Raw genomic sequence first — 21,131 nt, 5'->3', positions numbered from 1 at the left:
GCAGCAATCCTTAATCAGTGTCTTTCGGGCCTTGCGGCTCGACCGGGGTGCTCGCCGGTTCGGGCGCAGGGGTCGGCGCAGGGCTCGAACGGTAATCGGCCCGACGCTTGATCTGGAATTCGCGCACCGCATTGTTGTGCGCATCCAGGTCATCGGAAAACGTATGGCTACCATCGCCCTTGGCCACAAAGTACAAGCTGGTGCCCCCGACCGGGTGCAAGGCGGCATGAATGGCTTCACGTCCGACCATCGCAATCGGTGTCGGCGGCAGGCCGGGAATGGTGTAGGTGTTGTACGGCGTCGGCTCGCGCAAATGAGCTCGGGTCAGCTTGCCGTTGTAACGTTCGCCCAGACCATAGATCACCGTAGGATCGGTTTGCAGCGGCATGCCGATTTTCATCCGGCGCACAAAAACCCCGGCAATTTGCCCACGCTCTTGCGGCACTCCAGTTTCCTTTTCTACCAGGGAAGCCATGATCAGCGCCTGATAAGGATTGGCATAGGGCACATCCGGGTCACGCTGCGCCCATTCCTGGGCCAGCACTTTATCCAGACGGTCGTAGGCTTTTTCCAGCAGTTGGGCATCGGTCATGCCGCGCACAAAGCGATAGGTGTCAGGAAAGAATCGACCTTCAGGGAATTCGCCACCATGACCCAGTTTCGCCATGACTTCGCTATCGCTCAGGCCGTCGAGGGTCTGCTCGATTTTTTCATGCTTGGCCAAAGCGCTGCGCACCTGGCGAAAGTTCCAGCCTTCAACCAGAGTCAGACTGTATTGCACCACTTCACCACGCTGCCACAGGCCGATCAGGTCCTGGGCCGTCATGCCCGGGGTCATGCGGTATTCGCCGCTGTGCAAGGGCTGGCCTTCGAGGTTGAAGCGCCAGTACAAGCGCAACCAAAAGGCATCGCGCAGGGTGTCGTCAGCTTCCAGACGATTGAACGTGCCGGTCGGCGTGGCGCCTGCCGGTACGTCGAGTAATTGTTCCTGCGTCAGGTTGAGCGGTTGTTCCAGCGCCGAATTGAGCTTCCAGGCGCTAGCGCCCAGCAACAAGCCCGCCAGCACCAGACCTGTCTCCAGCAGCACCAAGAATTTACGTTTCACGAATCAAACATCCAATAGGGTGCGAGCAATGCCTTGCAGTTTACGGGTGAGTGGCCCCACCGGCCAGCTCAGGTCTGCATATGCACGTACGGGCCAAACGCCATACACGCTGTTACAGAGGAAGATTTCATCGGCCTGCTGCAGTTGCGCAAGGCTGATGTCAGTGACATGACAAGGGATGCCCAGACGCTCGGCCTCGGCCAGCAGTGCGGCCCGCATCACGCCTGCCACGCCACAGCGGTGCAGGTCGGCGGTCAGCAGAGCCCCGTCGCGCACCATAAACAAATTACTGAATACACCTTCGATCACCCGTCCCGAGGTGTCGCGCATCAAGCCCTCGGCGTAGGCCGGGTCTTGCCATTCGGAGCGCGCTATTACCTGTTCGAGTCGATTGAGATGTTTGAGCCCCGCCAACAGCGGTTGCTCGGCCAAACGGGTGGCACAGTCAAATAGCGCAATACCTTGCAGCGCATAGGCCTCAGGGTAAGCAGCAGCCGGACTGGCTTGCAGGATTCTTCGAGGTAAAGCCTCGGGGGATGCGCCATAACCACGCAGGCTGTCGCCACGGGTCAGGATGAGCTTGAGGACGCCCTCGCCCATCGCTTGCGCATAAGCCAGCAATTCGCTGCGGATCAAGGGTTGATCCGCAACAATTGCCAACCGGGAACAGCCCTGCGCCAGACGCTGCAAATGCAGCTCCAGCAACAACGGCGCGCCAGCCTTGACCGCGATGGTCTCGAATAGACCATCGCCGTAGGCCAGCCCACGGTCTTTAAGCGACGCCAGAGCGTTCGCCGGTTGACCGTCGACCCAGCTTTGCATCAGTCGGCGTACCGACGGAAAACCAACGAACCGTTAGTTCCGCCAAAGCCGAACGAGTTGGACAGCACCACGTCGATCGGCATTTCGCGCGCGGTATGCGGCACGAAGTCCAGATCGCAGCCTTCATCAGGCTCGTCGAGGTTGATGGTCGGCGGAGCGATCTGGCTGTTGATTGCCAGTACGCTGAATATCGCCTCAACCGCGCCCGCCGCACCCAACAGGTGACCAGTCATGGACTTGGTCGAACTCACGGCCAACTTGTAGGCGTGATCGCCAAACACCGACTTGATTGCCGCAACTTCTGCCAGGTCACCGGTAGGTGTCGAAGTACCGTGGGCGTTGATGTACTGCACCTGGTCAGCGTTCAGCTGAGCATCGCGCAATGCATTGGTGATGCAGCGAGCAGCGCCCGCACCATCAGCCGGTGGCGAGGTCATGTGGAAAGCGTCACCGCTCATCCCGAAACCAATCAACTCGGCGTAGATGGTCGCCCCACGCGCCTTGGCATGCTCAAGTTCTTCAAGCACCAGCGCACCGGCACCGTCAGACAACACAAAACCATCACGGCCCTTGTCCCACGGACGGCTGGCACGAGCCGGATCGTCGTTGCGGGTCGACAGCGCACGGGAGGCACCAAAGCCGCCCATGCCCAGACCACAGGCAGCCATTTCGGCGCCGCCGGCAATCATTACATCGGCTTCGCCGTAAGCAATGTTGCGTGCGGCCATACCGATGCAGTGCGTGCCCGTGGTACAGGCCGTCGAAATGGCGTAGTTAGGCCCCTGTGTACCCAGATGGATAGACAGAAAACCGGAAATCATATTGATGATCGAGCCGGGCACGAAAAACGGAGAAATCCGTCGCGGGCCTTGCTCGTGCAGGGTACGGCTGGTTTCTTCGATATTGGTCAAACCGCCAATACCCGAACCCATTGCCACACCGATGCGCTCACGATTGGCGTCGGTTACTTCAAGGCCGGAATTACGCACAGCCTGAAACCCAGCTGCCAAACCGTACTGAATAAACAGGTCAAGTTTTCGGGATTCTTTGACGGAGAGGTAATCCTCAACGTTAAAGCCCTGTACCGAGCCGCCAAAACGGGTGGAATAGGCAGAAAGATCCGTGTGTTCGATCAGACCAATGCCACTTCGGCCTGCCAGAATGCCTTGCCAGGTGGTTTGTACATCCGCACCCAGTGGCGACAACATCCCCATACCGGTGACTACGACGCGTCTACGCGACACAGCACTCTCCTTTATTCTATTGACGACACTTTGCATCACACCTAAAGAAAAAACCGCACGCCAGAGCGGCAGTGCGGTTTTTCCATGACAGCGAGCAACGATTACAAACTATTACGCCTGGTGGCTAGTAACGTAATCGATAGCTGCTTGTACAGTAGTGATCTTTTCAGCTTCTTCGTCAGGAATCTCAGTCTCGAATTCCTCTTCCAGAGCCATCACAAGCTCAACGGTGTCAAGGGAGTCGGCACCCAGGTCTTCAACGAAGGAAGCGGCATTGGTCACTTCTTCTTCTTTAACGCCCAGTTGCTCGGCAACGATTTTCTTGACGCGCTCTTCGATGGTGCTCATACCTTGTTTTCACTCCTAATGGACAAATTCAGGCAGCTGGCCAGTGGGCAAGTGTATCGAAAGCCTTTTCAGTTTTTCAACTGAAAGCTTTGCACTCACACCGCAACAACCGGCTGCCTATAAATAGATTGCAGCTTTATAACGGATTTTAGACAGCTCGTATGACATTTTTTTGAAGCAATCCGTCACATTTAACTCATGTACATCCCGCCGTTGACTGGGATTGTAGCCCCAGTCACGTAGGCTGCACCGTCAGATGCCAGGAAAGAGACCACGTTTGCGATCTCTTGAGCCTGGCCCAAACGGCCCAGCGGAATCTGTGTCTGCAAGGCGTCACGCTGTGCTTGTGGCAACTCACGGGTCATATCGGTATCGATAAAACCTGGAGCCACCGAGTTGACAGTGATTGAGCGCGAGCCCACTTCACGTGCCAGCGCACGGCTGAAACCTTCAAGACCTGCCTTGGCGGCGGCGTAGTTTACTTGGCCTGCGTTGCCCATGGCACCCACAACAGAGCCAATATTGATAATTCGTCCCCAACGGGCCTTGGTCATGCCGCGCAAAACCCCCTTGGACAGGCGATACAGACTGTTCAGGTTGGTATCGATAACGTCATGCCATTCGTCATCTTTCATGCGCATCATCAGGTTATCGCGGGTGATACCGGCATTATTGACCAGGATTGCCGGCGCGCCGAACTGTTCCTGAATGCTCGCCAACACCGCAGCAACCGATTCGTTGCTGGTGACATTGAGTTCCATGCCAGTGCCCTGAACACCGTTTTCTTTCAGGGTGGCAGCAATGCGCTCGGCACCGGCAGCCGAAGTCGCAGTACCAATGACAATGGCGCCCTGACGACCCAACTCCAATGCGATAGCCTGGCCAATGCCACGGCTAGCGCCCGTTACCAGTGCAACTTTACCTTGCAAGCTCATGCAGGCTTCTCCTGATTCAGGCCAGAGCCAATCGCGCAGCGGCGAAGGCATCCGGAGTGTTCAAATTGTGAGTGGTTACGCCTTCAGCGCAACGCTTGCTAATGCCCACCAGGACTTTACCCGGGCCGCATTCAACCAGATCAACGGGACCTGCAGCTGCCAATGCTTGCACCGACTCAACCCAGCGTACAGGCTTGTACAGCTGCTCAAGCAAATCGCGCTTGAGGGTTGGCAAGTCAGCCGCCACAGCAGCGCTGACGTTCTGCACCAGCGCAATGCTCGGCATTTTCCAGTCAATCGCTTCGATGGACTCGGCGAAACGCTCGGCAGCAGGACGCATCAGCTCGCAGTGCGAAGGCACGCTCACCGGCAACGGCAGCGCACGCTTGGCGCCTTTGGCCTTGCACAGCTCCATGGCGCGCTCAACAGCGGCTTTGGAGCCAGCAATCACGACCTGACCCGGCGAGTTGAAGTTAACCGCACTGACCACTTCACCTTGCGCCGCTTCGGCACAGGCTGCCAGCACGTCAGCATCTTCCAGGCCCAGGATTGCCGCCATGGCACCCTGCCCGGCCGGCACCGCTTCTTGCATCAGTTGGCCGCGACGCTCAACCAGCTTGACCGCCTCAGCCAATGTCAGGCATTCGGCAGCGACCAGCGCGCTGTACTCGCCCAGGCTGTGACCCGCGACGAAGTCGGGGCGCTTGCCGCCTTCAGCCAACCACAGACGCCACAGGGCAATCGAGGCAGCGAGAATGGCAGGCTGGGTAATATCAGTTTGATTCAGCTTCTCTACAGGACCTTCCTGGATCAGCGCCCACAGGTCGTAACCCAGAGCATCGGAAGCTTCTTTAAATGTTTCCAGGACCAGCGGATGCTCCGCGCCCAGCTCGGCCAACATGCCGAGGGACTGCGAACCCTGCCCTGGAAAGACGAATGCGAGGGATGTAGACATGTAACAAGCCCCTAATAATCTTGTCGTCGGAGAATTGACGTCCTACCGAGGTGGACGCAAGAAACTGACAGTTGGATGGCTGATTAGACCAAGCGGTCACATTTAAGCACCCGCCCGGTAAAACGCCTACGGTAACAACCCTTCCAGGCGTCCATACAAACGCTTTGGCAGGTCTTCATGGATTTCAATCAGTGCGCGCTCTATCGCACTCTGAAAGCCCTGAGCACCTGCCGAACCGTGACTCTTGACCACAATTCCCTGCAACCCGAGAAAGCTCGCACCATTATGCCGCGCCGGAGCAAGGTCGGCCTGCAAACGCCGCATCAACGGCAACGCCAGCATCCCCACGCAGCGACTGAACAGGTTGCGCCTGAACACTGCCTCAAGCCGACTGGAAATCATCGTCGCCAGGCCTTCGCTGGATTTGAGCATGATGTTGCCGACAAAACCGTCGCACACCACCACATCTGCTTCGCCACGGTACACCCCGTCGCCCTCGACAAAACCGATGTAATGCAGCCCCGGCGCTGCCTGCAATAACGCCGCGGCCTCCTTGACCTGCTGGTTACCCTTGACGTCTTCGGTGCCGATATTGAGCAAGGCAACCCGCGGACGCAGAACACCCAGCGCCTGCGCCGCCACAGACCCCATCACCGCAAACTGGAATAACTGCGCGGCCGTGCAATCGACATTCGCGCCCAAGTCCAATAACTGACAGTAGCCAGTCTGGGTCGGAACCGCCGCCACCATCGCCGGACGATCAATTCCCGGCAAGGTCTTGAGCACATACCGGGACAACGCCATCAGCGCACCGGTGTTACCGGAGCTCACACAAGCTTGCACCTTGCCATCACGCAACAGCTCCAACGCAACACGCATGGACGAGTCCGGCTTGCTGCGCAAGGCATGCGAAGGCCGCTCATTCATGGCAATCACTTCTGAAGCAGGGGTAATTGTCAGGCGCGAGCGATCCACAGCCGAATGGCCGGCGATCAGAGCTTCAAGTACGGAGGGTTGACCGACGAGGGTCAGGTGTAACGAGGGAGTTGCAGACAGGCAGGCAATACAGGCCTGAACAATGCTGCGGGGACCGAAGTCCCCGCCCATTGCGTCGATCGCGATGACCTGAGCGGACAAGTGATTACTCGTCAGCGCCCTTGTCGATCACTTTACGACCACGGTATACGCCTTCTGGCGATACGTGGTGACGCAGGTGAATTTCACCGGTGGTTTTTTCTACAGACAGAGTGCTAGCCGAAAGAGCATCGTGCGAACGACGCATGTCACGGGCAGAGCGGGATTTTTTGTTCTGCTGAACAGCCATAATTAATTAACTCCTAAACGTTTGGGTCACGCTTTAACTGCGCCAATACACTGAACGGGTTGGACCGCGTTACCTCGTCCTCGCTCGGTTCGGGCTCATCGAGACCCGCCGGCTGCTGGCATTCTTCCGGATGATGAGCAGGCACAATGGGCAAGGCAAGCAAAAGCTCTTCCTCGATCAGTGCCAGCAGATCCAAAGGATCTTCGCCCAGTTCCAGCACGTCATAACCTTGCGGTAACGACTGGGTATTTGCACCCTCTTTCACCACAGCATAACTGCACTCGCTGTGGATCGGCAGGGTGACCAGCTCAAGACAGCGCTGGCAAACCATTTTGACCTCGGTGTCGATAGAGCTGTGGATGACCACAGATCTACGTTCATCTCGTTCAAAAATAAACTTCGCCTGGACCGTTCCGAGAGTATCGGAAAGCGGGTCGCAGAGTCTCTCCAAATCAGCCAGCAGCACTTCACCTTGAAGGGTAGTGCCACGATCAGCTAATTTGCGCGGGTCAACGTGAGGTGGAATCGGGTCATTCAACATAGGCGCAGCATTTTAGGGACGACCCCCTCACCTGTCAAAGGAAATTGTGCCTGTGCGACATCCCGTGCGCCCGTTAGAATCTTCGGCCCACCACAGGAGTCGCGCATGCTGCCTTTATTACTTGCTTCAAGCTCGGTTTATCGCCGCGATTTACTGGCTCGCCTGCGCCTGCCTTTCAGTTGCAGCTCGCCTGATATCGACGAAAGCCACCGCCCTGGCGAGAGCGCCATTGAGCTGGTCAAGCGCCTGTCTCTGGAGAAGGCCCGAGCACTTTCTGCCAGCCATCCGAATCATCTGATTATTGGTTCGGACCAGGTCGCCGTTCTCGACGGACAGATCATAGGCAAACCCCATACCCACGACAAGGCGCGCCAGCAACTGATGAACGCCAGTGGCAACAGCGTCAGCTTCCTTACCGGCCTGTGCCTGTTCAACAGCCATACCGGCCTCCACCAGACCGACTGCATATCCTTCACCGTACACATGCGCACGCTAAGCACAGAACAGATCGAGCGCTACCTGCTCGCCGAACAACCCTACGACTGCGCAGGCAGCTTCAAAGCCGAAGGTTTGGGCGTGAGCCTGTTTCAGCGCACCGAAGGCGATGACGCAACCAGCCTGGTCGGCCTGCCGCTGATTCGCCTGGTAAGCATGCTGCTCGCCGAAGGCGTCGATATTCCCTAAATGAACAAGGATATCCGTAGCAGCTGCCGAAGGAACGAGGCTGCGTTCGGCGGCGAAGCCGTCGCAAACCCGGCGATCGCGATTCAACTGATGCATCGCGCCAGCTGATTTCACGACGGCTTCGCCGCCGAACGCAGCCTCGTTCCTACGGCAGCTGCTACACGACCAACCTTTTTGCCACACATAAAAAAACCGGCCCTCTCACAGGCCGGTTTTTTTGAAGCACTCAACAATCAGCGCAGGGTCGGCCCCTGAAAGCCCATCCACATTGCCAATTGCTGAGCCACGCTGGCACCGAGCTTTTTCGAGAAGCGGTCGAAAGTGGATTCCTGAACCGTGAAGTCCACCAGCTCCTTGGCGCCGATTACATCGCGAGCGACCGAACTGGCATTACCCAGCCCATCGATCAGACCCAATGGCAGCGCTTGCTGACCGGTCCAGACCAGCCCCGAGAACAACTCCGGGTGCTCCTTGTCTTTCAAACGATCACCACGCCCCTGCTTGACGCTGGCAATAAACTGCTCGTGCGTCACATTCAGAACGCCCTGCCAAAACTTGGTTTCGTCCGGCTTTTCAGGCTCAAACGGATCCAGAAACGCCTTATGTTCACCCGAAGTGTAAGCGCGACGCTGAATACCCAGTTTGTCCATCGCACCGACAAAACCAAAGCCTGCCGCCGTCACGCCAATCGACCCCACCAGACTGGCCTTGTCGGCGTAAATCTCGTCGGCCGCACTGGCAATGTAATAAGCGCCGGAAGCACCCAGATCGGAGATCACCGCATACACCTTGGTGTCCGGATGCAGGCCGCGCAAACGACGAATTTCATCGTAAACATAACCCGACTGCACTGGACTGCCGCCAGGGCTGTTGATGCGCAGCACCACACCCTTGACCTTGGGATCCTCAAAAGCCGCCTGCAGACTGGTGACCAGATTGTCGGCACTGGCCTCCTCTTTGTCAGCAATCACCCCACGCACATCAATCAGCGCTGTATAGCCGGAGCCGCTGACGGCTGTACGCTCCATATCCAGCAGCGGCGTAAAAAGCACTAATACCGTGATCAGATAGCAGAACGTCAACACTTTGAAGAAGATGCCCCAGCGACGCGCACGACGCTGCTCTTGAACACCTGCCAACAAGGTTTTTTCCAGCAACTTCCAACTCTTGTCGTCACCGACAGCCGGCTCAGCCGCAGAGGGCGCCTTCCATTGATCAACCATGCACTACCCCAGCAAAAATCTTAATTAGCCTGGCGACCCAGCCAGGCGCGCAACTCGGGAAAACTATCAATCGCCAACTTCGGCTCGAACGTCAGCAAGCGCTCCATTGACTGAGCACCATAACCTACCGCAACGGAATCGATGCCCGCATTGCGCGCCATCAGTAAATCAAAGGAAGCGTCGCCCACCATCAGCGCCTGCTCCGGGCGCACATCGCAATGAGCCAGAATCCGGTTCAGCATCAAAGGATCAGGCTTGCTTGCCGTCTCATCTGCCGCACAGGTGATATCGAAAAACTCCTCCCAACCGTGAGCCTTGAGCACACGATCAAGACCGCGACGCGCCTTGCCAGTAGCAACTGCCAGGCGATAGCCCTGGGCACGGAATACTTCAAGCGACTCCCTGACCCCAGCAAACAGCGGCGAGGGCTCGGCATCCATGGCCATGTAGACATCCGCATAATGCTGGCGAAAGGCAATTACCTGCTCATGCGTCATATCCGGATAAAGCGTCAGAATCGCTTCAGGCAAGCCAAGACCAATAATCCCCTTTACCGAGTCCGCATCGCGCTCCGGGCGATCAGCACGCCGAGCCGCAACTTGCATCGCGGTGACAATACGACCGATGGAATCGGCCAGCGTGCCATCCCAGTCAAAGATCAGCAGCTTGTACTCAGTAGGGGACACTCAGTCGCTCCACGGTCTTGGCCCACATCTCATCTACCGGGGCCTGGAATTTCATTTCACCGCCATCTGGCATAGGCACGGTCAGCATATAGGCATGCAGAAACAGCCGCTTGCCGCCCAGATCACGGATCTCCTTGGAGAAGCCTTCATCGCCGTACTTGGTATCACCGGCAATGCAATGCCCGGCGTGCAGGGTATGCACGCGGATCTGGTGAGTACGACCGGTGATCGGCCGCGCCTCAACCATGGTTGCGAAATCACCGAAGCGGCGCAGCACCTTGAACACGGTTACCGACTCTTTGCCTTCTTCGTTGACTTCGACCATGCGCTCACCTGAACGCAGGTTGCTTTTCATCAGCGGCGCACGCACCTGCTTGATCGAAGCAGCCCAATTGCCACGTACCAGCGCCATGTAACGCTTGTCGATACCGTCGCCACGCAGCGCTTCGTGCAAGTGACGCAGCATGCTGCGTTTTTTGGCAATCATCAGCAGACCGGAAGTGTCGCGATCCAGACGGTGCACCAACTCCAATTCCTTGGCGTCGGGGCGCATCTGACGAAATGCTTCAATTACGCCAAACGTCAGGCCGCTGCCACCATGCACGGCGATACCTGCAGGCTTGTTCAGCACAATCAGCGCCTTGTCTTCGTAGACAATGGCCGCCTCCAGGCGCAACAGCAAACCTTGCGCCACAGGCACCGGCTCGTCGCGCTCAGGCACGCGAACCGGCGGCACGCGCACGATATCGCCTGCCTGCAGCTTGTACTCGGGCTTGATCCGCCCCTTGTTCACACGCACTTCGCCTTTACGCAAAATGCGGTAAATCAAGGTCTTGGGAACACCCTTGAGCCGGGCAAGTAAAAAATTGTCAATGCGTTGGCCGGCATATTCCGGCGAGACCTCAAGCAGCTGGACGCTGGGGGTCGGGGGGGTAGTCGTCGTCATGCCGCGGATGATAACAATTTTTTATGGAATTGAAGCACTTAATCATTGCTGCTATAGTCGCGAACGCCGCCAAAAGCGGCCTGGACAGAGGATTAACGGTGAATAACCGGCCCTGACCAACGCTCTTAACAAGGACGCGAGGCCGTCCCACGGGGCTTTTGCTACACACGCAAGACCCGGAGTTGTAACAAGCGCAGGTGACATGAGGCCTGAAGCGAGCCTGGAAAGCGGAGTGAAAACTCGCCTTTTGCGCCGACATTCACGGCCAGTTCACAAAGTGCAGTCAGCTTCGGGAATTTCGAGCGAAAGCTTCGGAAACATCGCCTTTATTAGCCATGATGCGTGAACTCCCCTTTTGGAGAACACGGTAAATGCCAACCCGCTGCGGATTCTGCGCGCGGCAGCACCCGAATTATCAGGGATACGTGTAGGGTGGAGATGCACAACCGCCGGACTGTGTAGCAATAGGCTTTATCAAGACGCTTCATCTCGTCCACAGCCGCCGGTTGATTCCTCCTCCTGACCAGACTTTTGCTTAAGAGGTGCTTTAGCACCACAGCAAGCAGGAAGCGTAAGTCACGACTTCGTCCCCAAGGGCCGAACCTCGTTGTACACAGGAGTGGCCAACAACTCCTGACGCACCTGACACCGACCATGAGAAGTCGTGTGTGCCGAACGCCGTTTCCGGTAGCCCGGAAACCGACGGTACAACATGAAAAGAATGCTGATTAATGCAACTCAACCTGAAGAGTTGCGCGTAGCACTGGTAGATGGCCAACGCCTCTACGACCTGGACATCGAGTCGGGTGCACGCGAGCAGAAGAAAGCCAACATCTACAAAGGCCGTATTACTCGCATCGAACCAAGCCTTGAGGCTGCCTTTGTCGACTTCGGCTCTGAGCGCCACGGCTTTCTGCCACTCAAGGAAATCTCCCGCGAGTACTTCAAGAAAGCCCCTGAAGGCCGCGTAAACATCAAGGACGTCCTGAGCGAAGGCCAGGAAGTTATCGTGCAGGTCGAGAAAGAAGAGCGTGGCAACAAGGGCGCAGCCCTGACCACCTTCATCAGCCTCGCTGGCCGTTATCTGGTTCTGATGCCTAACAACCCACGTGCTGGCGGTATCTCCCGTCGCATCGAAGGTGAAGAGCGTAACGAACTGCGTGAAGCGCTGAACGGCCTGATCGCCCCTGCCGACATGGGCTTGATCGTACGTACTGCAGGCCTGGGCCGCAGCAGCGAAGAAATGCAGTGGGACCTCGACTACCTGCTGCAATTGTGGACCGCCATTAAAGAAGCCTCGCTGGATCGCTCCGCGCCATTCCTGATCTACCAGGAAAGCAACGTGATCATCCGCGCCATCCGTGATTACCTGCGCCAGGACATCGGCGAAGTACTGATCGACAGCGTTGAAGCCCAGGACGAAGCCCTGACCTTCATTCGCCAGGTGATGCCACAGTACGCCAGCAAAATCAAACTCTACGAAGACAGCGTTCCGCTGTTCAATCGTTTCCAGATCGAAAGCCAGATCGAGACCGCCTTCCAGCGCGTCGTTGAACTGCCTTCCGGCGGCTCCATCGTTATCGACCCGACCGAAGCCCTGGTGTCTATCGACATCAACTCGGCCCGTGCCACCAAAGGCAGCGATATCGAAGAAACCGCACTGCAGACCAACCTTGAAGCGGCTGAAGAAATCGCCCGTCAATTGCGCCTGCGCGACATCGGCGGCTTGATCGTCATCGACTTCATCGACATGACCCCTGCCAAAAACCAGCGCGCCGTGGAAGAGAAAGTCCGCGAATGCCTGGAAGCAGACCGTGCCCGCGTACAAGTGGGTCGTATCTCGCGCTTCGGCCTGCTGGAAATGTCCCGTCAGCGCCTGCGTCCATCCCTGGGTGAAAGCAGCGGCATCGTTTGCCCACGCTGCAACGGCACTGGCATCATCCGTGATGTTGAGTCGCTGTCGCTGGCCATCCTGCGCCTGATCGAAGAAGAAGCCCTGAAGGACCGTACTGCCGAAGTACGTGCCCAGGTGCCAATCCCGGTTGCCGCATTCCTGCTCAACGAAAAACGCAACTCGATCACCAAGATCGAACTGCGCACACGCGCTCGCATCGTCATTCTGCCGAACGACCACCTCGAAACGCCGCACTTCGAAGTTCAGCGCCTGCGTGATGACAGCCCGGAAGCCCACACCAACCAGTCCAGCTATGAAATAGCTGCCGCTGCTGCTGAAGTGGAAGAAGTCCAGCCGGCTGCTGCCACCCGGACTCTGGTTCGCCAGGAAGCCGCGGTCAAAACAGCACCGCCGCGCACCTCGGCCCCGGTACCTACCGAAGCCGCCGCTGCACCTGCTCCTGCAGCACCTGCACCCGTTGCAACCATCTCCGAGCCAAGCCTGTTCAAAGGTCTGGTCAAGTCGCTGGTAAGCCTGTTCGCCTCCAAGGAAGAGCCTGTTGCTCCGACCGTAGTCGAGAAGCCTGCAACCCCTGAGCGCCCTGCTCGCAACGAAGAGCGTCGCAACGGCCGCCAGCAAAGCCGCAACCGCAACGGTCGCCGTGATGAAGAACGCAAACCGCGCGAAGAGCGTGCACCACGTGAAGAACGTGCTGCTCGTGAACCACGTGAAGAGCGCACACCTCGCGAAGAAACCCCGGTTGTTGCTCAAGCACCTCGCGAAGAACGCGCTCCGCGTCCACCGCGTGAAGAGCGTGCTCCACGTGCACCGCGCGAAGACCGCAAACCTCGTGGCGAAGGCCGTGAAGAACGCGTCCGCGAACTGCGCGAACCTCTGGATGCCGCGCCTGCCGTAGCTGCTGCCACTGCAGTAGTCGCTGAAGAGCGCGCACCGCGCCCACCGCGTGAAGAACGTCAGCCGCGCGCACCTCGCGAAGAGCGTGCTCCACGCGAAGAGCAGGTTGTAGCCGCTGTTGAAGACGAAGAAGCGCTGTCCAGCGAAGAGCAATCCCAGGACGAGAACCAGGACAACGCCGAAGGCGATCGTCCACGTCGCCGCTCCCGTGGTCAGCGTCGTCGCAGCAACCGTCGTGAACGTCAGCGTGATGCCAACGGCAACGTGATTGAAGGCTCGGAAGAGAACAGCGAAGAAGGCAACGCCCAAGACGCTCCTGCAACCACCCTTGAAATCGCCGCCGGTCTGGCCGTGACTGAAGCTGTTGCCAGCTCGGTAATCAGCGCTCCTGCTGAAGCCCAGGCTCATCAGCAAGCAGAGCGCGCTACTGAAGCAACCCAGGAATCGGCCCCGGCTGAAACCGCAGTTGCCGTAGAAGCTGCACAGGAAGTCATCGCTGTCGAAGCGCCTGCTGCTCAAGCGCCAGTTGCTGAAGCCACCGTTGTTGAAGCACCGGTTGTAGAAGCTGTCACTCCGATCGACGTGATCAAGGCACCTGAAGTTGAAGTGGCTCCGGTTCAAGAAGCACAGCCTGAAGTCCAGGTCGTTGCCGAGCCGGTTGTTGCTGCTCCAGAGCCTGTCATCGAAGCCGTGGTGCAAACCCCGGTCGTTGAAGCACCGGCTATCGAAGCGCCAGTCGCCGAAAAGGCACCGGAACCTGTCAAGGAAGCCCGCTTTGTACGCGAGCCAGTTGCAGAACCCGCCGTTGTTGAAGCCGCACCTGAACCCGTTGTTGCAGTTGAACCTGCAGTGGTAGCGGTTGAAGCTGTAGTCGAAACCGCAGTCACCGCACAGCCAGCTCCGGTTGAAGCTGTTGTGGCAACAGAAGTGGTTGAGGTTGTAGTGGCAGCCGCTCCGGTTGTCAGCGCCCCAAGCAATGGCCGCGCACCTAACGACCCGCGTGAAGTACGTCGCCGCAAGCGTGAAGAGGCTGCTGCAGCCGCTGCCGCTGCTCAGGCACCTGCAAGCGAAGCCGTAGCCCAGGAAGAACACGAGTCCAAACCCCTCGCGTAATTCCGTAGGCCACTAAAAAGCCCCGCCAGTTCTGAACTGGCGGGGCTTTTTTTATGCTTTCAATTTCAACTGCGAACCTCAGTACACGTTGGGTTCCATCTCCAACTGCACTGAAAAACGCTGCAGAATGTCTGCCTGAATCCGCTGCGCCAGCGCTAGCAACTGCAAACCCGTAGCTGAGCCATGGTTGACCAGTACCAGCGACTGTAAACGATGCACGCCTGCATCCGCCTCGCGAAAGCCTTTCCAGCCCGCCGCCTCGATCAACCAGCCCGCCGCCAACTTCACCTGCCCATCGGCTTGCGGATAACCAATCAGGCCGGGGTGCGCCACTTTCAACTCAGCCGCCAACACCGCCGATACCAGCGGGTTTTTGAAGAAGCTGCCAGCATTGCCCAACACTGCCGGATCCGGCAGTTTTTCGCTGCGAATACTGCAGATCGCCCGACTGACATCACTGGCTGTCGGCTGTTCAATGCCCTGCTCGGCCAGGCGCTGACGCACAGGGCCGTATTCCAGATGCAGATGCACAGCCCGACTCAGGGCAAAGCGCACCCGCAAAATCAACCAGCGCCCGGCCTGCTGCTTGAACAGGCTGTCGCGATAGGCAAAATTGCACTCGGCCAGGCTGAATTCGCGCAGCTCGCCGGTCTGCCGGTCAAGCGCCGTAAGCCCGGCGAATACATCCTTGATCTCGACGCCGTAGGCACCAATGTTTTGCATCGGCGCGGCACCCACGGTGCCAGGGATCAGACTTAGGTTTTCGAGCCCCGACAAACCCTGCGCCAGGGTCCACTGCACAAAGGCATGCCAGACCTCGCCCGCCTCGGCCTCAACCACAACCCGATCACCGTCTTCTTCCAGCACGCGAATGCCGCGACTGGCCATGCGCAAAACCAGCGCCGCAACATCACCGGTCAGCAGCAAATTGCTGCCGCCGCCAATGACCAGCAACGGCAACTTGTGATCGGCCGCACACAGCAACGCCTCACGCACATCGGCATCGCTGTGGGCTTGCGCAAACAGGCTCGCCTTCACATCAACGCCAAAGCTGTTGAAAGGCTTAAGCGACGCATTGACCTGCAGATCCAAACTCATGACTCCAGTAAGCGCCGAACGCGCTCGAGGTCTTCTACGGTATCCACTCCGGCAGGCGGGGCCTCAAGCACATCAGCCACGTGAATGCGCACGCCATGCCACAGCGCTCGAAGTTGCTCCAGACGCTCGGTATTTTCAAGCCAGCAAGGCCCCCAGCTCACGAAGTCATGCAGGAAGCCTGCACGATAGGCGTAGATGCCGATATGCCGACGATAGGGCACGCCCGCTGGCAGTTTGTCCGGGTGTTGAGCGAAATCATCCCGTGCCCACGGCAACGTGGCCCGGCTGAATGTCAGCGCCAGCCCATTGATGTCACTGACCACCTTGACCACATTGGGATTGAACAGGGTCTCGACATCGTCGATCGGCTCGGCCAGAGTCGCCATGCTCGCTTCGCTGTGGGCGGCCAGGTTGACGGCAACCTGATCAATCACCTGCGGCGGAATCATCGGCTCGTCGCCCTGGACATTGACCACGATGGCATCGTCAGCCAAGCCCAACTGCGTGGCCACTTCGGCCAGGCGGTCAGTACCGGACTCGTGATCGGCACGGGTCAGCAGCACCTCGGCGCCAAACGCCTTGCAGGCCTCGACGATGCGCGCATCGTCAGTGGCAACCACCACCCGCTGCGCGCTGCTTTTACAGGCTTGCTCCCAGACGTGCTGGACCATCGGCTTGCCGGCGATCATTTGCAGCGGCTTGCCTGGCAAACGGGTCGAGGCATAGCGCGACGGGATAACAACTGTGAAAACCGGAATCATTTATCCAGACGCTCATCAGCTGAAAGGGTGCGGGCTTCGGTTTCGAGCATGACCGGAATGCCGTCACGGATCGGATAGGCCAGACCTGCGCCCTTGCTGATCAGCTCGGTCTTGTCGGCGCTGAGTTTGAGCGGGCCTTTGCAAACAGGGCAAGCAAGGATATCGAGCAATTTGGTGTCCATAAGGGTTCCCCTGGATAAAGATGAGTCAGATCAAACGTGATCGGGCAAAAGACCCTGCAGCCGTTGATCAAACCATAGAACGAAAGCTGCCGACGGCACTGCGTCAACGGCCAGATACCACCAGTCGGGTGACGCAAAGCCGCGGCACTTCACCGCGTCCTTTTCGGTCATGACCACGGGCAGCTGCGGCGTAAAACTCAGCGCTTCGGCGCTGTAGAGCGCGTGATCGGCAAAAGCATGGGTAATTGGCCGCCAGTGTAGCGTTTCAAGAGTCGTGAAGAAACGCTGTGGATTGCCGATCCCGGCCACCGCATGCAGCGCTTGTTCAGCAGGAAAATAGTCCAGCGGCTGACGTTCACCAGTGAGCAGGTTAATCAGCGCAGTGGGCTTCAGCTCAAAGGAAAAACCGCCCTGCGGGTCGCTGCAAGCGCCGTTATACAACACCGCATCGACACTTTGCAGGCGCTCGACCGGTTCGCGCAATGGCCCAGCAGGCAGGCAGCGGCCGTTACCCAGACCTCTGGCATTATCGATCAGCACCAGCTCCAGATCTCGAGCCAGGCGGTAATGCTGCATGCCATCGTCAGACAGAATCAGGTCCAGCGATTCGCTGGCCAACAACGCTTTGACCGCACGACTGCGGTCCGGATCGATCATCAATGGCACGCCGGTACGCTGCACGATCAACAAGGGTTCATCCCCCGCCTGCTCGGCACTTTGCTCAGCGCTCACACGCCAGGGAAACTGAGGAGGCGTGGCGCCATAACCGCGACTGACCACACCGACCCGCAGCCCCTTGCGCTGACAATGCTCGATCAGCCACAGAATCAGCGGTGTTTTGCCGGTGCCACCGACCGTGATGTTCCCCACCACGACCAACGGCACCGGGGCGCGGTAAATCTGGCCCTCACCGGCGACAAAACGTGCCCGTTTGCGCTCCACCACTCGACGGTAAAGACATTCAAGCGGGCGTAACAGGGTCAGCAGCGGGTGCCCGGTGTACCAAGCGCGCAACAAACGATCGGACATGGCCATCAGGGAGTCGCCTGCGCCTCAACAGTGGTCATGCGCAAATGGCTGAAGCCGAGCTTGCCGGCCGCGTCCATCGCAGTAATGACCGCCTGATGCCGGGTTTTACCGTCGGCGCTGATCGACAACGGCAGACTGGTATCACCGCCGGATTCTTTCTGCAGAGCCTCCATCAGGCTCGTCAGATCGTTCTTCGGCAACAACTGGTTGTTAACCGAAAACACACCGTCCGCGCTAATGGCGATATCCAGTTGCTTGGCGTTCTGGTCGTCGGCGGGCGAGCCGCTTACGGCCTCTGGCAGATCGACGCGCAGCTGGGTTTCGCGGGTAAAGGTGGTAGTCACGACAAAAAACAGCAGCAGGATAAACACCACGTCAATCAATGACGCGAGGTTGATATCGACCGTTTCCCGTGGCTTGCGGCGAAATTTCACGCTTTGCTCCCGACCACATCGACTTCGCGGTCGCCCTGTACCACTTCGACCAGCTTAATCGCTTCTTGCTCCATGCCGACCACCAGCTCGTCAACCCGACGTTGCAGGAAGCGATGGAAGAAGACTGCGGGGATGCCCACCATCAGACCAGCGGCAGTAGTAATCAGCGCCTTGGAAATCCCCCCCGCCAGCACGGCGGCGTTGGTGGTCATGCCCGAGCCCATGAAGGAGCTGAAAATATCGATCATGCCCAACACGGTGCCCAGCAGGCCCAGCAACGGCGCCATCGCAGCAATCGTACCCAGCGCATTGAGGTAGCGCTCAAGCTCGTGAATCACCCGGGCGGCAGCCTCTTCGATGCACTCTTTCATGATCTCGCGACCATGCCTTGAGTTGGCCAGGCCCGCGGCCAGAATCTCACCCAAAGGCGAGTCGGCGCGCAGTAATTTGAGTTTTTCCTTGTCCATCTGTTTGTCTTTGATCCAGACCCAGACCTGGCCGAGCAGATGCTCCGGGGTCACGCGACTGGCACGCAGGGTCCACAGGCGCTCGACAATAATGCCCAGCGCGGCAACAGAGCTCAGAATGATCGGCAGCATCATCCAGCCGCCGGATTTGACCAGTTCCCACACAGTGACAATCCCCTCGAAAAAGTGCGCCACTCTACCACAGGGACACTATCAATCGCGCCAGAACCGGTGCTGGTCGCGCATGCTCTCGGCCTTGCCGTTCGCTCCCAAACGAAACCACACCGCACCTTGCTCGGCGCTGTCCCACACCTGCAACCCCAGCACCTGGTAACGGGCCATCACGTGCGGATGGGGGTGACCAAAGTTATTAGCATGCCCCCGGGAAATCAGCACTGCTTGCGGCGCCAGCGCCTTGAGAAAAGCCATCGACGACGAGGTCTTGCTGCCGTGGTGTGGCGATTGCAACCAGCGGGTAGGAACGGCCAGCGAGCTTTTCAGCAGGGCGTGCTCGGCGCGGGCGTCGATATCGCCCGTCAGCAGCAGCCGCTCAGTACCTGCCAGCACCTGCAGCACACAGGATTTCTGGTTGCTGTCAGTCGCATCAGCCCACTGCCAGAGCGAGAACTTGACGCCATCCCACTCCCAGCCTTCCCCACTGACGCACGGCTGCGCCTGCAATTGCTCTGGCAGCCCTGGCACATCACCCCCGAGCACCCGGCCCACACTGAATGCTCGCTGCACCGCCAACGCACCGCCCGCATGATCCGCGTCGGCGTGGCTGAGCAGCATCACATCCAATGCCCCAACCCCCAATGAACGCAACGCAGGGACCACGACCCGCTCGCCCTGATCGAAATTCCAGACCTTCGGGCCTGCGTCATATAACAGCGTGTGATTGCGGGTGCGCAAGACCAGCGCCAGCCCCTGCCCGACATCCAGTTGCAGTACCTCGACCTGACCATGGGGGGTCTGCTCACGGGGCGCAAATACCGCCAACAGGACCAACGGCCAACCCAACGGCCGGAGTGCTACCCCGGCAGGCAGCAACAGGAGCAGGACTCCAAGGGCTGTCAGCAGCCAAATGTAAATCGGCGCGACTGCAGGCGACCAGGGATTAAAAACACCGCCCAGCAGGTGCAGCCCTTGAATCAATACGTCGAGCAAGCCGCCCGACAGCCACAGCAGATTTTCACCCAGCACGGGCACAGGTAGTAGCAACGTACCCAGCAGCGCTGTCGGTAGCACCACCAGACTGATCCAGGGTACGGCCATTAAATTAGCCAGCGGCCCGCTCAGGCTGATGGGCAAACCGAGGATCCACAGCAGCGGAAACAAGCCCAGAGCAATCAGCCCCTGCGGTCGCAACCATGCAGCCCGCCAGCTCCACGCCCCCAAACGCGCACTGAAGGTAAAAATCAGCACTGCAACGGCAGCAAACGACAACCACAAGCCCGGCCTCAAACTTGCCAGCGGCTCCACGAGCAATACCGCATTGAGGGCCAACAGAAAAGGCAGCCACACGCCCAGATGACGAAACCGCAAACGCCATATCAGCACCAGCCCCAGCATGACGCAGGCGCGCTGCACCGGCACTTCAAAGCCCGCCAGTGCGCCATACCCAGTAGCTCCCGCAAACGCCAGACCGCAGGCCCAGGGCAGCCACGGCAAAACCCGTGGCCACACACCATAACGCGCCATCAGGGCTATCAACCCATAGATCAACCCGGCAAACAGCCCGATATGCTGCCCCGAGATCACCAGTAAATGCACCGTGCCGGTCGCTTGCAGCAGCGCCCAGTCGTCACGGCTCAGCCCCGAACTGTCGCCCATGACCAGTGCCGCCAGCCAAGGCGTTCGACCATTGGCATCGATCTGCAACAGGCGCTGGCGCAAACCGTCACGCCAGGCATGACTGGCTGCCATCAGTAACCGACCATCCTTGACCACACCTGTCGCACCAATCCGTTGCGCCAGCAACCAGGCCTGATAATCAAAACCCTGGGGGTTAATCAAACCCCTGGGCTTCTTGAGCTTGACCGCCAGCCGCCAACGTTCGCCACTGTTGACGGGCGGCCCGCCATACCAGCTCAACCTGATGGTCGTGGGCAATGTGCCGTGGCGCGACATGGCGCCCTGCAATTCAAAACGTACTGAGGCGCCAGTGTGTTGCGGCAACCCGACCACTCGCCCTTCAATCCAGAGGGTGCGACCATCAAGTGAATCCGCCAGGCGATCATCCAGCGCCCGTTGCCCCTGAACACAGGCCCAGCTCAACCCAAGCACAAAAAGCCCCACCTGCCAGGCGCGCGAGACCAAGAGCAATAGCCCCGCCAACAGCATCAGCAGCAACCAGCCCGCTGAGGGCAACGCGGGTAAAAACCGCAGCGCAATCAGGCCCGATGCGAGCGCAAACATCCCTGTA

Annotated in this window: 21 protein-coding genes; 2 read left to right on the top strand and 19 right to left on the bottom strand. The window is 58.7% G+C overall.

All coding sequences use genetic code 11. The features are described 5' to 3' along the window. Positions 1–10: 10 nt before the first annotated feature. The 9 genes from mltG to U5A05_RS06715 form a co-directional block, all read right to left on the bottom strand. Positions 11–1,105: an endolytic transglycosylase MltG gene (mltG, locus tag U5A05_RS06755; protein WP_261741354.1), complete on the bottom strand. Its 1,095-nt coding sequence runs from the start codon at positions 1,103–1,105 to the stop codon at positions 11–13. A 3-nt stretch (positions 1,106–1,108) separates the two neighbouring features. Then, complete coding sequence (gene pabC / locus U5A05_RS06750; protein WP_261741353.1) at positions 1,109–1,927, bottom strand: aminodeoxychorismate lyase; 819 nt, start codon at positions 1,925–1,927, stop codon at positions 1,109–1,111. Continuing rightward, entirely contained in the window at positions 1,927–3,171 is a 1,245-nt protein-coding gene (fabF, locus tag U5A05_RS06745; protein WP_261741352.1) for a beta-ketoacyl-ACP synthase II, read from the bottom strand. Before fabF ends, pabC begins: the two co-directional genes overlap by 1 nt. 111 nt (positions 3,172–3,282) lie before the next feature. Continuing rightward, positions 3,283–3,519 (bottom strand): acyl carrier protein, encoded by a 237-nt coding sequence (gene acpP, locus U5A05_RS06740; protein ID WP_016779952.1) that lies wholly within the window; start codon positions 3,517–3,519, stop codon positions 3,283–3,285. Positions 3,520–3,710: 191 nt separating this feature from the next. After that, positions 3,711–4,454, bottom strand: coding sequence for a 3-oxoacyl-ACP reductase FabG (fabG, locus tag U5A05_RS06735; RefSeq protein WP_261741351.1), 744 nt, complete (start codon positions 4,452–4,454; stop codon positions 3,711–3,713). A gap of 16 nt (positions 4,455–4,470) precedes the next feature. After that, positions 4,471–5,409, bottom strand: coding sequence for an ACP S-malonyltransferase (fabD, locus tag U5A05_RS06730; RefSeq protein ID WP_261741350.1), 939 nt, complete (start codon positions 5,407–5,409; stop codon positions 4,471–4,473). A 126-nt stretch (positions 5,410–5,535) separates the two neighbouring features. Beyond that, complete coding sequence (gene plsX, locus U5A05_RS06725) at positions 5,536–6,546, bottom strand: phosphate acyltransferase PlsX (RefSeq protein WP_261741349.1); 1,011 nt, start codon at positions 6,544–6,546, stop codon at positions 5,536–5,538. 4 nt (positions 6,547–6,550) lie between these two features. Continuing rightward, positions 6,551–6,733, bottom strand: coding sequence for a 50S ribosomal protein L32 (gene rpmF, locus U5A05_RS06720; RefSeq protein ID WP_003442519.1), 183 nt, complete (start codon positions 6,731–6,733; stop codon positions 6,551–6,553). A gap of 13 nt (positions 6,734–6,746) precedes the next feature. Beyond that, positions 6,747–7,274, bottom strand: coding sequence for a YceD family protein (locus U5A05_RS06715; protein WP_261741348.1), 528 nt, complete (start codon positions 7,272–7,274; stop codon positions 6,747–6,749). Between the two features lie 105 nt (positions 7,275–7,379). Between U5A05_RS06715 and U5A05_RS06710 the strand changes: the two genes are divergently transcribed. After that, positions 7,380–7,958, top strand: a complete 579-nt coding sequence (locus U5A05_RS06710; protein WP_321835982.1) for a Maf family protein — start codon at positions 7,380–7,382, stop codon at positions 7,956–7,958. A gap of 233 nt (positions 7,959–8,191) precedes the next feature. Here U5A05_RS06710 and sppA read toward each other — a convergent pair whose 3' ends face one another. Genes sppA through rluC form a run of 3 tightly spaced genes read right to left on the bottom strand, consistent with a single transcriptional unit; the run spans position 8,192 to position 10,813 of the window. Further along, on the bottom strand, positions 8,192–9,181 hold the full coding sequence (sppA, locus tag U5A05_RS06705; RefSeq protein ID WP_261741346.1) for a signal peptide peptidase SppA: 990 nt from the start codon (positions 9,179–9,181) through the stop codon (positions 8,192–8,194). Between the two features lie 20 nt (positions 9,182–9,201). Then, positions 9,202–9,867, bottom strand: coding sequence for an HAD-IA family hydrolase (locus U5A05_RS06700; RefSeq protein WP_261741345.1), 666 nt, complete (start codon positions 9,865–9,867; stop codon positions 9,202–9,204). Further along, on the bottom strand, positions 9,854–10,813 hold the full coding sequence (rluC, locus tag U5A05_RS06695) for a 23S rRNA pseudouridine(955/2504/2580) synthase RluC (RefSeq protein WP_261741344.1): 960 nt from the start codon (positions 10,811–10,813) through the stop codon (positions 9,854–9,856). The genes U5A05_RS06700 and rluC overlap by 14 nt, the downstream gene beginning before the upstream one ends. Before the next feature lie 712 nt (positions 10,814–11,525). Here rluC and rne point away from each other — a divergent pair. Further along, positions 11,526–14,735 (top strand): ribonuclease E, encoded by a 3,210-nt coding sequence (gene rne / locus U5A05_RS06690; protein WP_482219527.1) that lies wholly within the window; start codon positions 11,526–11,528, stop codon positions 14,733–14,735. A gap of 78 nt (positions 14,736–14,813) precedes the next feature. On the opposite strand, the gene murB is transcribed toward rne, so the two are convergent. From murB to U5A05_RS06655, 7 genes are read right to left on the bottom strand one after another with little or no spacing between them, the layout of a single operon-like run. Further along, complete coding sequence (murB, locus tag U5A05_RS06685; RefSeq protein WP_321835980.1) at positions 14,814–15,833, bottom strand: UDP-N-acetylmuramate dehydrogenase; 1,020 nt, start codon at positions 15,831–15,833, stop codon at positions 14,814–14,816. Beyond that, on the bottom strand, positions 15,830–16,594 hold the full coding sequence (gene kdsB / locus U5A05_RS06680; protein ID WP_261741341.1) for a 3-deoxy-manno-octulosonate cytidylyltransferase: 765 nt from the start codon (positions 16,592–16,594) through the stop codon (positions 15,830–15,832). The genes murB and kdsB overlap by 4 nt, the downstream gene beginning before the upstream one ends. Further along, complete coding sequence (locus tag U5A05_RS06675; RefSeq protein WP_019827923.1) at positions 16,591–16,776, bottom strand: Trm112 family protein; 186 nt, start codon at positions 16,774–16,776, stop codon at positions 16,591–16,593. Before U5A05_RS06675 ends, kdsB begins: the two co-directional genes overlap by 4 nt. A 30-nt stretch (positions 16,777–16,806) precedes the next feature. Beyond that, positions 16,807–17,811 (bottom strand): tetraacyldisaccharide 4'-kinase, encoded by a 1,005-nt coding sequence (lpxK, locus tag U5A05_RS06670; protein WP_321835979.1) that lies wholly within the window; start codon positions 17,809–17,811, stop codon positions 16,807–16,809. After that, on the bottom strand, positions 17,811–18,239 hold the full coding sequence (locus U5A05_RS06665) for an ExbD/TolR family protein (RefSeq protein ID WP_321835978.1): 429 nt from the start codon (positions 18,237–18,239) through the stop codon (positions 17,811–17,813). Before U5A05_RS06665 ends, lpxK begins: the two co-directional genes overlap by 1 nt. Beyond that, complete coding sequence (locus U5A05_RS06660) at positions 18,236–18,871, bottom strand: MotA/TolQ/ExbB proton channel family protein (protein WP_261742390.1); 636 nt, start codon at positions 18,869–18,871, stop codon at positions 18,236–18,238. The genes U5A05_RS06665 and U5A05_RS06660 overlap by 4 nt, the downstream gene beginning before the upstream one ends. A 48-nt stretch (positions 18,872–18,919) precedes the next feature. Beyond that, complete coding sequence (locus tag U5A05_RS06655) at positions 18,920–21,124, bottom strand: DNA internalization-related competence protein ComEC/Rec2 (protein ID WP_321835977.1); 2,205 nt, start codon at positions 21,122–21,124, stop codon at positions 18,920–18,922. Positions 21,125–21,131 lie beyond the last annotated feature (7 nt).

This window comes from Pseudomonas kulmbachensis (assembly GCF_963681935.1).
In the GTDB taxonomy this organism is placed as follows: Bacteria; Pseudomonadota; Gammaproteobacteria; order Pseudomonadales; family Pseudomonadaceae; genus Aquipseudomonas; species Aquipseudomonas kulmbachensis.
Note: the sequence above shows the minus strand (reverse complement) of the source record. Positions and strands in the feature narration are given on the sequence as shown.

Excerpts from the sequence above, each read along its gene's own strand:
- lpxK (WP_321835979.1), bottom strand. The coding sequence starts at position 17,811 with ATGGCCATGTCCGATCGTTTGTTGCGCGCTTGGTACACCGGGCACCCG.
- fabG (WP_261741351.1), bottom strand. The coding sequence starts at position 4,454 with ATGAGCTTGCAAGGTAAAGTTGCACTGGTAACGGGCGCTAGCCGTGGC.
- rluC (WP_261741344.1), bottom strand. The coding sequence starts at position 10,813 with ATGACGACGACTACCCCCCCGACCCCCAGCGTCCAGCTGCTTGAGGTC.
- U5A05_RS06655 (WP_321835977.1), bottom strand. The coding sequence starts at position 21,124 with ATGTTTGCGCTCGCATCGGGCCTGATTGCGCTGCGGTTTTTACCCGCG.
- pabC (WP_261741353.1), bottom strand. The coding sequence starts at position 1,927 with ATGCAAAGCTGGGTCGACGGTCAACCGGCGAACGCTCTGGCGTCGCTT.
- murB (WP_321835980.1), bottom strand. The coding sequence starts at position 15,833 with ATGAGTTTGGATCTGCAGGTCAATGCGTCGCTTAAGCCTTTCAACAGC.
- kdsB (WP_261741341.1), bottom strand. The coding sequence starts at position 16,594 with ATGATTCCGGTTTTCACAGTTGTTATCCCGTCGCGCTATGCCTCGACC.
- U5A05_RS06675 (WP_019827923.1), bottom strand. The coding sequence starts at position 16,776 with ATGGACACCAAATTGCTCGATATCCTTGCTTGCCCTGTTTGCAAAGGC.
- rpmF (WP_003442519.1), bottom strand. The coding sequence starts at position 6,733 with ATGGCTGTTCAGCAGAACAAAAAATCCCGCTCTGCCCGTGACATGCGT.
- rne (WP_482219527.1), top strand. The coding sequence starts at position 11,526 with ATGAAAAGAATGCTGATTAATGCAACTCAACCTGAAGAGTTGCGCGTA.
- U5A05_RS06710 (WP_321835982.1), top strand. The coding sequence starts at position 7,380 with ATGCTGCCTTTATTACTTGCTTCAAGCTCGGTTTATCGCCGCGATTTA.
- acpP (WP_016779952.1), bottom strand. The coding sequence starts at position 3,519 with ATGAGCACCATCGAAGAGCGCGTCAAGAAAATCGTTGCCGAGCAACTG.
- fabD (WP_261741350.1), bottom strand. The coding sequence starts at position 5,409 with ATGTCTACATCCCTCGCATTCGTCTTTCCAGGGCAGGGTTCGCAGTCC.
- U5A05_RS06715 (WP_261741348.1), bottom strand. The coding sequence starts at position 7,274 with ATGTTGAATGACCCGATTCCACCTCACGTTGACCCGCGCAAATTAGCT.
- sppA (WP_261741346.1), bottom strand. The coding sequence starts at position 9,181 with ATGGTTGATCAATGGAAGGCGCCCTCTGCGGCTGAGCCGGCTGTCGGT.